12 protein-coding genes are annotated in these 13667 nt (G+C 48.8%); 6 read left to right on the top strand and 6 right to left on the bottom strand.

The annotated features are described in order from the left end of the window. Positions 1–2 precede the first annotated feature (2 nt). From NTZ10_00955 to NTZ10_00945, 3 genes are read left to right on the top strand one after another with little or no spacing between them, the layout of a single operon-like run. Complete coding sequence (locus NTZ10_00955; GenBank protein ID MCX5748804.1) at positions 3–776, top strand: dihydroorotate dehydrogenase electron transfer subunit; 774 nt, start codon at positions 3–5, stop codon at positions 774–776. Then, positions 767–1594 carry a dihydroorotate dehydrogenase gene (locus tag NTZ10_00950; protein ID MCX5748803.1) on the top strand — a complete coding sequence of 276 codons (828 nt, stop codon included), beginning with the start codon at positions 767–769 and terminating at the stop codon, positions 1592–1594. Before NTZ10_00955 ends, NTZ10_00950 begins: the two co-directional genes overlap by 10 nt. Positions 1595–1624: 30 nt before the next feature. Beyond that, positions 1625–2416 carry a patatin-like phospholipase family protein gene (locus tag NTZ10_00945; GenBank protein ID MCX5748802.1) on the top strand — a complete coding sequence of 264 codons (792 nt, stop codon included), beginning with the start codon at positions 1625–1627 and terminating at the stop codon, positions 2414–2416. 13 nt (positions 2417–2429) lie between these two features. Here NTZ10_00945 and NTZ10_00940 read toward each other — a convergent pair whose 3' ends face one another. The 4 genes from NTZ10_00940 to NTZ10_00925 are packed head-to-tail and all read right to left on the bottom strand — an operon-like array spanning position 2430 to position 6874. Beyond that, positions 2430–3320: a hypothetical protein gene (locus NTZ10_00940; protein MCX5748801.1), complete on the bottom strand. Its 891-nt coding sequence runs from the start codon at positions 3318–3320 to the stop codon at positions 2430–2432. Between the two features lie 30 nt (positions 3321–3350). Further along, entirely contained in the window at positions 3351–4625 is a 1275-nt protein-coding gene (locus NTZ10_00935) for a homoserine dehydrogenase (GenBank protein MCX5748800.1), read from the bottom strand. A 59-nt stretch (positions 4626–4684) separates the two neighbouring features. Continuing rightward, complete coding sequence (locus NTZ10_00930; GenBank protein ID MCX5748799.1) at positions 4685–5638, bottom strand: ribose-phosphate pyrophosphokinase; 954 nt, start codon at positions 5636–5638, stop codon at positions 4685–4687. 27 nt (positions 5639–5665) lie between these two features. Next, a complete protein-coding gene (locus NTZ10_00925; protein ID MCX5748798.1) occupies positions 5666–6874 on the bottom strand; it encodes a MiaB/RimO family radical SAM methylthiotransferase in 1209 nt (402 codons plus the stop codon). Positions 6875–7213: 339 nt separating this feature from the next. Between NTZ10_00925 and NTZ10_00920 the strand changes: the two genes are divergently transcribed. The 3 genes from NTZ10_00920 (at position 7214) to NTZ10_00910 (ending at position 11818) form a co-directional block, all read left to right on the top strand. Continuing rightward, a complete protein-coding gene (locus tag NTZ10_00920; protein ID MCX5748797.1) occupies positions 7214–9628 on the top strand; it encodes a hypothetical protein in 2415 nt (804 codons plus the stop codon). A 163-nt stretch (positions 9629–9791) separates the two neighbouring features. Beyond that, the gene (locus NTZ10_00915) at positions 9792–10466 is read left to right on the top strand and encodes a hypothetical protein (protein ID MCX5748796.1); all 675 of its coding nucleotides are present in this window, start codon (positions 9792–9794) and stop codon (positions 10464–10466) included. 107 nt (positions 10467–10573) lie between these two features. Then, positions 10574–11818 (top strand): hypothetical protein, encoded by a 1245-nt coding sequence (locus NTZ10_00910; protein MCX5748795.1) that lies wholly within the window; start codon positions 10574–10576, stop codon positions 11816–11818. A 55-nt stretch (positions 11819–11873) separates the two neighbouring features. Here the strand turns inward: NTZ10_00910 and NTZ10_00905 are convergent, their stop codons facing one another. Both NTZ10_00905 and NTZ10_00900 read right to left on the bottom strand, forming a co-directional pair. After that, a complete protein-coding gene (locus tag NTZ10_00905) occupies positions 11874–12902 on the bottom strand; it encodes a Fic family protein (GenBank protein ID MCX5748794.1) in 1029 nt (342 codons plus the stop codon). A gap of 70 nt (positions 12903–12972) precedes the next feature. After that, a partial coding sequence (locus NTZ10_00900; protein MCX5748793.1) for a DnaJ domain-containing protein occupies positions 12973–13667 on the bottom strand: 695 nt, incomplete at its 5' end.

Here is a 13667-nt window from a genome sequence, read left to right as displayed (position 1 = left end):
AAATGCTATTTCAGGAAGACTGCAGGATACTTGAGAATATAAATACCGCCCCCGGTTATTTTAAGATCGCTCTTTCGTCCAGGAAAATAACAACTAAAGCACGCCCCGGACAGTTCGTCCAGGTAAGAGTTTTGAACTCGTCCACTCCCCTGCTCCGCAGGCCGTTCAGCTTCCATATTATCGGAAAAGACTCGTTCTCGCTTCTCTATCATGTTGTCGGAAAAGGGACGGAAATCCTGTCCAAAAGGAAAAAAGGGGAAACATTGAACGTTATCGGCCCGCTCGGCAACGGGTTCAGGATAATCAAAGGAAAGACCGCCATCCTGATAGCCGGCGGATGCGGGACCGCCCCGCTCTACGGCCTTGAAGAAGAACTGAAAAAGAAGAAGATCGGGTCGCATCTCTTCATGGGGGCGACGACCGAAGAACTTCTTGTCTGCAGGAACGACTTTGCAAAAAAAGGCACAAAACTCTATATTTCGACCGATGACGGCTCGTGCGGCGCAAAATGCGACGTCGCGGCGCTGTATTCTTCATATCTTTCATCCCTTGACCCAAAAAAGTCCGCGATATATGCCTGCGGCCCGAAAGCGATGCTAAAAGCCGTGAGCGATCTTGCCGCAAAGCACGGCATCTCCTGCCAGGTATCGATGGAAGAGCGGATGGCGTGCGGCATCGGCGCGTGCCTCGGCTGTGTGATCAGCACAAAAGACGGCAGTAAAAGGGTCTGTAAGGACGGCCCGGTGTTCGATCCAAAGGAAATAATATGGCAGTAGTCCTTGGCGGTTTAAAATTAAAGAATCCGGTCATGGTCGCGTCCGGTACTTTCGGATTTGGTCTCGAGTTTGCGGACCTCGTCGATATCGAAAAGCTCGGAGCTATCGTCACGAAGACCGTAACTTTAAAGGCGAGGAGCGGTAATCCCCAGCCGCGTCTTGTGGAAGTCGATAACGGCCTCGTTAATTCGATAGGGCTTCAAAATGACGGGGTCAAATATTTCATAAAGAACTGCCTTCCTAAACTAAGGAAGATCAAGACCGCGGTTATCGTCAATATCGCGGGGGAGACCGTGGAAGAATATGCCGATATCGCGAAGGTCCTGGACAAGGAAAAAGGGATCGATGCGATAGAGATAAACATCTCCTGCCCGAACGTCGATAAAGGATGCATGGTATTCGGACAGGACCCGGTTCTCACAAGAGAAGTGGTCTCAAGCGTCAGAAGGGCGACCGGCCTTCCTTTGATAGCAAAACTGACGCCTAATGTAAAAGATATTACCGTGATCGCGAAAGCCGCGGCCGGAGCGGGAGCCGATATTATCTCGATGATAAATACCGTTCAAACCACCGTCGATGTCCTTAATTCTAAGAAAAAACTCACTGCGGGCCTTTCCGGACCTGCCATAAAACAGACCGCGCTGTCACTCATCAGGCAGGTAAGAAAGGCGGTTAAAGTCCCGATCATTGGAATGGGCGGGATAATGAACGCGTCCGATGCGAGAGAGTTTTTTGCCGCGGGAGCAGACGCGATCGCCGTAGGCACCGCGAATTTTGTTGACCCGAACATCGTAATAAGGATAATCGAGGAGATCTGAAGATGAAATATGTTAAGATAGAAAATAATCATGCTCTTTAATCCTTTCAGGAAGAAAAAAGTAGGCCTTGCGCTTTCCGGCGGAGGTGCAAGAGGCCTCGCCCACATCGGCGTATTAAAGGTCTTCCACGATCACAGGATCCCTGTTGACATGATCGCGGGGACCAGCGCGGGAGCGCTTATCGGATCGTTGTTTGCCGGCGGCGTGAACATTACCACGATGATGGAGATCGCGACGAAGGTCAAATGGAAGAACTTCTTCAGGATCGTCCTTTCAAAATCGGGACTGGTCTCAAGCGAGGAGATCGAGAACTTTGTGATCAGCCAGATAGGCAAAAAAACCTTTGCTGACATGGAAAAGCCTTTTTCGGCCGTTACCATCGACATAAAGACCGGTGAAGAGGTCGTTCTTGATAAAGGCGAAGTATGCAAAGCGGTACGCGCGTCCTGCTCTTTTCCGTGGATGTACATTCCTTTTAAGTATGAAAAACATCTTCTTGTCGACGGGGTCTTAAAAAACAACCTTCCGTCAGACATCGTCAGAAAGATGGGAGCCGACATAGTCATCGGCGTCGATGTCATCCCCAGGCTCGAAGAAGCGGATGATTTCAAGAACATCCTTGAGATATTTGACAGGGCCCTTGACCTTTTTATACTCAACCAGGACCGGGACAAAAAGAAAGGCTGCGATGTGCTTATCACGCCGGTACATGAGAGGATATCCTCGCTTGAACTGGACAAAGCCGAGCGTCTCGTGCAATTAGGGGAAGAAGCCGCAAAAAAAGCGCTTCCCGAAATAAAGAAAGCGCTTTCATTTTTTTAAGGGGCCGACCTGATCAGTTCGCTTTATTCCTGAACCTTTCCTTGACCAATTTAGCTTTCTCTATAAGGTATGGATCGATGTCTTCCTGGTGGAGCACTTCCTCGAACAGCTGTTTTGCTTTTTCTTTCTTGGAGATCTCAGCCAGGACAAGTTTTGCCCTTGACTGAAGGTCTTTGTGGGCCGATGAGCTGGTGATCACTTTTTCGCAGACATTCTCTGCTTTCTGCAGGTCTGACGGGCCGCCTCTTCTTGCCAGCATTTCCGCTTCGATGAGCTTTCCCTTTATCGCGAAATAGTCGAGAGGCCTGTCAATGAATATCCTGAGGGCTTCCTCGCAAAGCGACACTCCCTTTGAAAGCGTGTCCAGCCCGAAGTAAAGTATCAGCTCGGCTTTGCCGACAAGCGCCCTGCCGCGGAAATAAGGGTTGGCGTTCTTCCTGCCTATCAGCCGGTCAAAAAGCTTTGCCGCAGTCTTTATGTTCTTCTGGCCAGATTTTTTTACGAGCAGTTCGGCTTCGACGGCCGTGCCTTTCGCGACAAAAAAGTCCCTTAGGTCGCCTTTCAGAAGTTTGCACCCTTCTTTGCAGAGCTTTATGGCCTCATCGGCGCTCATATTGGCGATCCCCATGATGGCAAGCTCCGCTTTCCCGATCAGCGACCTGCCTTTGAGGGCGGCGCTGCGGGTCTTTGCGATTATCAGGTTATAACTTTCGAGGGCTTCTTTATAGTCCTTTTCCTCGCCCCTTGCCAGCAGGAGGTCGGCCAGCGCGAACTTTATGTCCTCCATGTGCTCTTTCCATTTCTGGCCTATTGAAAGAAGCTTGTACCTTCCTATCGCTTTGTTGATCTTTGTTTTTGCCGACGGCGACGGGAACGAAGCTTCTTCATCCACTATCTTCTTCATAAAAGGTGACAATATTCCAAGTAGCATTTATTACTCCATTCCCGCCCGGATTATGCTGCCTATCGTGTCTATCTGAGGCAGTCTCGAGATCGTCTCTGCCGCTTCACGGAAATTTCTTTCCTTGACCTTATGAGTAATTATAACAATTGTGGCGATATTATCAATAGTGCCCTTCTGGAGCGCGCTCTGAATGCTTACCTTTTTGTCCCCGAAAGCGCCCGCTATTGCCGCGAGAACTCCCGGAGCGTCTTTGGCCCTCAGCCTTACATAGAACCTGCTTTCGCAGTCATCTATGTTCGCGATCTTTGCCTCGCCTTCAAGCTTTATATTCCCCTTATCCGGATTTAAGGCTATCTCTATCACGTCCGAAACGACAGCGGAAGCCGTGGGCCCGCCGCCCGCGCCCTCGCCGTAGAACATCTGCTCGCCGACACTGTCGCCTTTTACGTATATCGCGTTGTAAGCCCCTGAGACCCCGGCAAGGGGATGGTCTTTATCGATGAGGACCGGATTCACGCGGATCTCGCATCCGCCGTTCTTTCTTTTTGCTACTGCAAGAAGTTTGATGCTGTATCCCATTTCCTCCGCATACTGGACATCTTCCACGGTAACGCCGTCTATTCCTTCAAAATATATTTTTTCCCAATTGACCTTTTGCCCGAAAGCGACAGAAGCAAGGATGGCGGCCTTGAAAGACGCGTCAAATCCCTCTATATCGTTCTTGGGGTCCGATTCCGCGTATCCCAGTCTTTTTGCCGCTTCAAGAGAGGCCGAAAAGTCCCTGCCTGACGCGGCCATGTCCGAAAGAATATAATTTGTAGTGCCGTTCACTATCCCGTACACTTCCTCTATCCTGTTGGCCGACAAAAGCCGCCTGAGGCCTGCTATTATCGGTATCCCGCCTCCCACGGAACCTTCGAAAAGTACGCGGACCCCTTTATTATCGGCAGCTTCAAGTATTGCGGGGCCGTGTTTCGCCATCAGTTCTTTATTTGAAGTGACTATATGTTTTCCTTCGTTTATCGCGTCGATGACAAATCTCAGCGCGGGGTCAGTGCCGCCTACCGCTTCCACTGCAATGTCTATCTTTTTATCTTTTATGATATCGTAAGCGTCCTGCGTCATAATACGCATATCGATGTCTACAGGTCTTTTCCTTAAAATATCTGTGTCCGCTATCCGATCGATCCTTATGCTCACGCCCGTCATTTTTTCGATGTAGAGCGCGTTCTTTTGTAAAAGCGCGGCCACACCGCTCCCGACGGTACCGAACCCGATCAATCCTATTTTAATTTCTTTTTGCATTTCCTCTTTTCCTAAATTCCTTCCCCTCTCCCCCTGAAAAGGGGGAGATACAGAGGGGGTTAATCAAATAACGAACTTATCGACAAATTCTCATGCGCTCTCATTATCGCCTCGCCGAACAGCGGGGCTACCGATATTATTTTTAACGAAGGGAACTGTCTTTCCTTAGGTACGGGAACGGAATCGGTGACGATGCATTCCTTTATCCCCGCCTTTGTTATCCGCTCCACTGCCGGGCCTGACAGGATCGCATGCGTCGCCATCAGATACACATCCTTTTCAGCTCCCATATCGATAAGCGCTTTTACGCCGTTCGTGGCGGTGCCCGCGGTATCTATCATGTCGTCCACTATGATAGCTGTCTTGCCTTTCACATCGCCGACCACATGGGTCACCTCTGACGTGCTGTGCTCCGGCCGCTGTTTGTGAATTATCGCAAGCGGGCAACCCAGCCTGTCAGCCAGTTTTTTCGAGGTCTTAGCCCTGCCGGTATCAGGGGCCACTATGACGGGATCCTTGATGTTCTTGCCCTTTATATAGGCCGCGAACAGAGGCAGGGCCGTAAGTGTGTCCACCGGGCAGTTAAAGAACCCCTGTATCTGGTCTGAATGCATATCGATCGTTATAACCCTGTGCACTCCGACTGCTGTTAAAAGGTCTGCGATCAGCTTTGCGGAGATCGGCTCGCGGGACGCCGCCTTTCTGTCCTGTCTTGCGTACGGAAGGTGCGGGATGACAGTTGTTATGCTCCTGCAGGAAGCTCTTTTCATAGCATCTATTATTATCAGAAGCTCCATGATATCTTCGTTCACGTTCTGCGTCCCCGTCTGCACCACGAAAACGGATTTCCCCCTCACATTATCTTTGATGCGCGCGTATATTTCGCCCGACGGGAACTTTGATATTTGTATCCCTCCGAGCTTAAGCCCGATATAATTTGCCACATCCGACGCGAATACCGGCGCCGTCGTGCCCGAAAATATCATCAGGGAATCGTTTTTTTCGCTTGTCATTATTTTCTCCTTGCTTGTTTCATTATATCAACTTACAACCTCTCCTAGCAACACCCACGACTTTGCCGATTTTATTCTGACTTTTATGAGTTTTCCGGTCTCATCCGCTTCACTTGGATATTTTACCATTTTGTGGCTCCTGGTCCTGCCTTTGCCTTTTTTTTCTACGAGGATCTCCTGTACTGACCCGGCAAGAGACTGGTTCTTTTTGAATGAAGTCTCTTCCACAACTTTTATAAGCTGCTGAAGCCTTTCATCGACGATCTTCTGAGGCACTCTTCCTTCCATCTTTTCCGCGGCTGTGCCGGGCCTTACATCATAAGCAAGCGTGTTGACCGCGTCCAGTTCCAGCTCCGATATCAAGTGCAGTGTGTTTTCGAACTGTTCATCCGTCTCACCCGGAAAACCGGCTATCGCATCAGAAGTAATTGCTGATGCCGTGATCTTTTTTCTTATTTTTTCGACAAGCCTCCTGAAATAATCGCTGTCATATCCCCTGTTCATCCTTTTTAATATTTCATCGTCCCCGCTCTGGAGCGGGAGATGGAAGTTCTCGCAGACTTTGGGGGTATTTTTTACCGCTTCGATTATCTCATCCGACATATTCTTTGGATGGGAGGTCATGAACCTTATCCTTTTGATGCCATTGATCTTCGAGACCGCGTCCAGAAGATGCGGAAAACCGTAAGAGTATGAGTTCACGTTCTGGCCTAGAAGTGTTATTTCTTTAAAAACATTTTTATCGAGTTCATCGATCTCTTTCAATATATCCGCAACGGGTTTGCTCTTTTCCCTGCCTCTCACGTAAGGAACGATACAGAACGAGCAGAAATTATCGCAGCCTTCCATTATCGTGATCCAGGCATTTACGGATGGCTCGCGTTTGATTATGGAAGTGTCTTTGAAGTTGCGGAAGTCGCTTGTCCCCATAACAAAATCAACGAATTTGAACTTTTTGACCAGCTCCTCCCCCAGCCTCTCTGCCATGCAGCCCACGACCCCGACAAGCAGGCCGGGTTTTTCTTTTTTGAGCTTGATAAGTGTATTTATGAATCCGGCTGCTTTTCTCTCTGCCGCGTCGCGGACCGAGCACGTGTTGGCGATCACGATGTCAGCCTCTTTAATATCTGAAGCCTTAACAAGACCGTTCTTTTCGAGGATGCCCGCAATGATCTCGGAATCATTTTCATTCATCTGGCAACCGTAGGTTTTTATGAGATATTTTCTCACATGCATGCTTTCCGGATATGAATCCCGTTACGCCAAACATGATCTTCCGTAATCATAACAAATTATAACAGAACGGCGTTTGACCGAGGTAAAATGCGCTTTTTGTTTTTCTAGATCTCAGTCACATAATAATCCTGTTGCTATTAAACTGATCCGGGCCTGAAATGAAAATTGCGTGAAATTTCCGAGAAATGCGTCCGATATGCTGTTGTATGAGGAATACGGAATGTTGCATAGTGATGATAGTTGAAATGGCAAACGGCCTTTATTTGCAAGAGCGAAAGGCATGTTATAATATATGAACATCCGGCACCCCGAAAAACAATCTAAGGAGGAAGAAAAATTATGTTGAACTCTAATCTGTTGTCTAAGCTTGTACCCTTGTTCATCTTGGTAGCGGTTTTATTTGTCCCGGTCTCGGTCATCACATCAGTAGCTTCAGCAAGTATCCCGACAAGGATAAGCTACGAAGGCAGGCTTGTCGATACTGCGGGAAACCCCGTTACCACAACAAAGGCAGTAACCTTTAAGATCTACGACGGCCTGACAGGCGGAACGGCACTGTGGACCTCCTCTACATATAATATAGTGCCGGAGAGCCACGGCACCTTTTCGGCACTCCTGGGCAGCAACAGCGATCCCATCAACGCTTTGGTATTCAACGGGAGCGATGCGTACCTTGAGCTCACGATAGCGGGAGAGACCCTGGCTCCCCGCATGCAGCTGGTAACGGCCCCCTATGCTTTCAAATCATCCGATTCCGATAACCTTGCGGGAGTCGCGGCTTCAAATTATCTGCTGAAATCAGGCGGCACCCTTACCGGAGGAATAACTGTCACAGGCATTGTCACTGCTGATGCTTTCTCGGGTGACGGATCAAAGTTGACGGGGATAGCCGCGGCTTCTATTGCAGACGGATCTGTTACAACATCAAAAATTGCTGATGCGTCGGTAACAGATGCAAAGATAGTCAGCATTTCCGGAAGCAAAGTCGTTGGGACTACTCTTCCCGGCGCGCACGCTTCTTCACACCAGACAGGCGGAACAGATGTCGTTACAGTAGATTCTACGATGGCGAATTTTAACTATGCCGGATCATCGAGCAAGGGAGGCGCGGCTACTTCTGCCACGACCGCGATAACGGCAAATCTTCTGGCCACTTCTGATGCAGCAGGTCAAAGTGCAATAGCAGCGATCAATTCAGCGACTGCGGGAAATGTTTCGGATTCCAGACTCTCCACAAACGTCACAACACAGGGGAACTCTTTTAACGCTCCCGGCAAACTCATCCAATTAGACGGAACAGCAAAACTACCAGCTGTTGATGGTTCCAATCTGACAGGGATCACGGTAACGAACGGCGTCCTCACAACCGAGTCCTATGCTGATCCGGCCTGGATAACATTGCTTGCAGGTTCAAAGATCTCAGGAAATATTTCCGGGAACGCCGCGACAGCGACCTCGGCAACTTCCGCAAACAACGCGACAACTGTCACCAACGGTGTCTATTCTAATGGCTCGTATGCTGATCCGGCTTGGATAACATCTCTTGCGGGCTCTAAGATCTCAGGTGTTGTCACCGCGGAATCAGCTAATACCTTTAAGAATAAAACTATCTCCGATACTAACAATAGTATTTCCCTGTCAGCCGGCACAATTCCAAATCTTGATGCATCAAAAATTACAACAGGAACATTGGCATCAGGGATACTAACGGGGTCGTATAGTATAGATATTTCCGGGAACGCCGCGACAGCGACCTCGGCAACTTCCGCAAACAACGCGACAACTGTCACCAACGGTGTCTATTCTAATGGCTCGTATGCTGATCCGGCTTGGATAACATCTCTTGCGGGCTCTAAAATTTCAGGTGTTGTCACCGCGGAGTCAGTTAATACCTTTAAAAATAAAACCATATCTGATACTAACAATAGTATTTCCCTGTCAGCCGGCACAATTCCAAATCTTGATGCATCAAAAATTACAACCGGGACATTGCCTGATGCCATATTAACAACAAATGTGGTAACGCTTGATGCTGTGCAGACATTGACCAACAAGACAATTTCCGCCACTAGCAACACTTTAACAAATCTTGGTGTTCTTTCGAGGATTACATTACCAAGCTTGAGTCCGTATACTGTACCAGCAGATGTAACGGTTATTGAAGTTGAATTGATTGGTGGGGGTGGCGGCGGCGCAGGAGGAACTGCTATAACAACTAACACTAAGGCTGCTGCCGGAGGCGGAGGGGGTGGCGGTGCCTACACATCAAAGCGGATCGCAACAAGCGGTGGATCTACATTTACTTTCGTAGTAGGCACGGGAGGTGCTGGAGGAAGTCCTGGGTCTGGTTCAGTTGGAGGCCAAACTCAATTTGATGGAACATCAATTACCGCAAATGGAGGTGGTGGAGGGACGACTATGGCCAGTGGATCTACGATTTTAACTGCTTCTGGTGGGGCCGGAGGTGCAGCGGGCACTACGGGTGATGTCAATATTGATGGCAGTACAGGCGGATCCGGATATCGCATGTCAGGAACGCTTGGTATCTCTGGTGCAGGAGGCGCTTCTTTGTATGGTTCCCAGAGCATTTGTGTTTATGTCCCTACTACTGCAATTGCTGTTACAGGAACCGCAGGAGCATTATATGGAAGCGGAGGTGCAGGAGGAGCATGCTTCAGAATTAGTGGTACCGATACGACTGCAACGGGTGGTGTAGGCGCTAATGGAGTTATAATTATTCACGAGTATAAATAAATACGCCAAATGACGGTAGATATTATTTTATGGTAAATATGAAAAAAGGTTAATCGGAACGGCTTTGGCAGGTATTTTGATCGTTGTTGCGGCAGGGCAAATTTGGGCCGCTACTTCTGCCAGCTATAGCGTGACGACACAAACAGTTAGCAGCGGAAGCAGCATGACAGCTTCTTCCTCTTCTTACGGGCTGACGCAAAGCTCCTCTTACAAGCAGGCGGTCGGGATGTCCAGCGGCAGTTATTCATCTTCAAGCGGGTTTATCGGCTCTATAATAGGTGCGGCTTTTTCTCCGATCATCACCGGTATAATCCCTGCTGAAGGAAAGAACATAGCCCCGGTCTCCGTTACAATAACGGGAGCCAATTTTGCAACCGGCCTTACCGTGAAGCTTACATCGACGACAGAGGCCGACATAAGCGGTATTGACATTGCGGCAGCCGCCGGAAGCATCACCTGCAAGTTTAACCTGTCAGGCGCAAATGAGGGACTGCGGAATGTAGTGATCGTCAATCCTGACGGCACTCAAACGCAGCTTGCTTCGGCGTTTAAGGTCACAAGCTACGGCCTGCCGATGGGCCTGGCGGTCAACTCTCCAAACCCTTTCAATCCTATGACCGTCAACCTTTATATATTTAATACATCGGCTGATTTGATCTATAAAATGAACTTCCTCTCCGGACAGAACGGCGGAAAGAAAGGGGACAATTCTGTCACCTGGAACGGGACTAACGGCTTTGGCGAGGTATCGGGCACCGGCCTGTATCTGCTGCATCTTATCGACAAGAACACCGGCAAGATAAAGGCCAGAGGAAAGATAGCAGTGTACGTAAAATGAATACATTAAATAGATGTATTATTTTTACCTTGATCGTTTGCACAATGTTGATATCGCAAATAAGACCTTTACTTGCCCTGACGGTGGTAGGTATCCAGGAAGATCCTATGAAGATAGGTGTCGGCGCAAGACCGATGGGCATGGGAAAAGCATTCGTAGCTTCGGCAGATGACGCCAGCTCCATCTTCATGAATCCTGCCGGGCTGGCATCGATAAAATCGTGGACGATGCTCTCGATGTATTCCAACGTGCTTAATGATATCCCTTATGCGACACTCGCGGTCGCGACACCGTTCAATCTTGGCGGGATAGAGGGCGCCCTGGGCATCGGAGCCGTTGGGTCCCAGGTTACTAATATCCCCTCGCCTTCTCAGACAGGATTTAGCTATTTTGATTATCATAACAATTTGTATGTCGTTACTGCTGCCGCTAAACTTAACGAAGCTCTCAGTGTCGGCGCCAGCGCAAAAGTCTTTGATGAAGGATTTACCGGTTCGTTTGCCGCATCCGGGCTCGGGAAGGACCTTGATGTAGGCGCTAAATTCACGCCTTTTAACTGGCTAAGCCTTGGGGCCGTGGCGCAAAACGTACTGCCTGTCGAAAGCGGCGGCAGGATGAACTGGTATAACGGGGTATACGAAAGCATTCCCTGTGTTGTGAAAGCCGGCGCAGCTGTCAATCTGCTTGATAATAAATTAAAAGTAGAAGTCGACAGGGACACCTATGTATCCAGAAATGTGCCTTCGTTGATGCATGCCGGTGTGGAATGGATGATACATCCTATCTTGATTTTGAGGGGAGGGATCGATCAGTCGCTCAGCGCAGCCTCAGATACAAAAGTTTCTTCAGATCCGACGTTCGGTGTCGGACTGCGGCTGGGGTTTATTCAAGTAGATTATGCATATCATCCGTATCACGAAGGCTCTGAAAATATAACACATTATGTCTCAGTAACCCTTCTCCCGCCTTCCTTCGGGGAAAGCCTCAAGACAAAGACCGCAAGCCTATCCGCACCTAAGGGACCGGCCTTGGCAGCCGTGCCTGAAACCGTTCCCGGAGAAATTGTCAAACCGGCAGCAATAGCCGCAAAGACGATCTTAAAAACACCGGCGATCACCGCTTCACGTCCGTTGGAGACCGCTGCTGCTGCCGCGCCGGTACCATCTGTTCGTGCCGCAAGCAAAGCGGGTGGCGCTAAAGGATTTGATCTTCTGGCTTATTTATCCGATCCGCTTAATTTCGCGGGAACGGCATTGTCCTTTTTCGGACTTGTCAGCCTTGGCGGGCTTTTGAGGTACAGAAGAGTAATGACCGCGCTTAGAAAAAAGGACAAAACACCGGAAGGCGTTTGATTTAGTTTCTCACATTCACTTTCACCAGCAGATCGCCCTTTTTAGCGCAGGCTTTTTACCTCAGTTTATAATACGTCGCTTTGCCTTTGCCCAATTTTTTTATAAGGCCCATGTCAATAAGCCTGTTAAAATCTTTGTTCCGCGTCGCCTTGGCTCTCTTTGTAAGGCCGGAATACTCCTTGTCGGTGATGTATCCATGTTTTTTAATGTGATCGATCACCTGTTTGTCGCAGGTTCTTAGCGCGGTTTTGGGAGAAAGCGCTGACGCCTCCAGTTCCTTGCTCACGCGCAGCAGCTCATCGATTATACCGTCCGTAAAATATTCGAGCCACCCGGTAAAATCAACGCTTTCTTTGATGTTATAATAGTTGTTCCTGACCCCGACCTTTTCAAAATATTTGCCCACATTCTTGTTGTAATAATTCTCAAAGCTGAACAGGTTAAATGTATCAAGTCCCATCGAAGCCAGCAAAACTTTTGTCGCGAGTCTTGATGTCCTTCCGTTGCCGTCCATAAAGGGATGGATTATCACGAATTGCTTGTGAAAAATGCCGGCCAGAATAAGAGGGTCTGTCCTCACTTTGTTCTTCCCGGTATATTCGAGCAATTCATCAAGCAATTTCTTGACGTCCTTCTGATCGGGCGGCCAATAGATCGTTTTCCCCGTTCTTGGATCGTTCACGAACACCGGTTCATCGCGCAGTCTGCCGCAGCGATGCTTCTCTATCAGTCCTTTTGTGATGGATCTCTGGATATCAAGGACCAATTTACTGCTGAGCAGCGGAGGCCCCTTGCGCAATAACTTATTAAGGTCTTCCAGCGCACGGTTATAATTTATGACCTCGCGCTCCGTATCCCTCAGGTTCCCGGGCCTTGTTTTGAGGATCCTTTTCACTTCGGTCAGAGGCAGGGGATTGCCTTCTATGCTCGTTGAAGTATGTGAAGACAGCTCCCTGGCTTCTTTTTCCATCGCCATCAGTACCACCCTGGGAAACCTCTTGCTGTTCAGCTGTGTGACCAGCTCTGTTATTCTTTTGATGTTCTCAAGCAGTTTATTGGTTATGGAATATCTTGGTTTAAACATTGCCAACCCCCCTTAAATGGTATAGACGAATAGTAGACGAATAATGGACGAATGTCAAATCTATTGGCGCCTAACCTTTGATCCTTATCTTCACAAGAAGATCGCCTTTTTTAGCGCAGCAGGGGCACGGGTTCCCGAGACCTGCAAGCCGGAGCTTTGTTCCGTCAGTGACGCCTTTTGGGATCGTCACGGTGATATTTTTTCTTCCCTGAATAGAAAGTTCTACTTTCCCTCCGTTATCAGCGATCCTTTTCGGTATTTCTATCTGGGCATTTATGTCCGTGCTGACATTCTCCGTCTGAGGCGATGAACTATACACGTTCGTAAAACCCCTTCTCTCCCCCGGTGAAAAAGTGTCTCCGAATGCATCGTCAAAAACGTCAAAGTCCATCTGTGCCGAGCGGGCACTCCGGGTTGAAGCACTTCTTTTGCCGCTGCTCCGTGTCGCAAAACCGAGGTGGGAAAGAAGGTCGTCGATGTCGAACCCCTGGGTATTCGCGTACGACTGGCCGGGCCTTCCAGTATAGGCATATCCCCCCTTGCGCATCATGTCGTATTCCTGTTTTCTTTTTTCGTCGCCGAGCACATAATAGGCTTCGGAGATTTCTTTGAATTTTATCTCCGCGCCCTTGCGGTCGTTAGGGTTCATGTCGGGATGGTACTTTTTGGCAAGCTGCCTATAAGCGCGTTTTACTTCGTCAACGTTTACTTTTTCGCTGACCCCGAGTATTTTGTAATAGTCTTTGTAATCCAATTGTTTTAGTT

The organism is Candidatus Saganbacteria bacterium, assembly GCA_026387835.1.
Classification (GTDB): Bacteria; Margulisbacteria; WOR-1; order JAKLHX01; family JAKLHX01; genus JAPLKZ01.
This window is presented reverse-complemented; position numbering and strand designations above follow the sequence as displayed.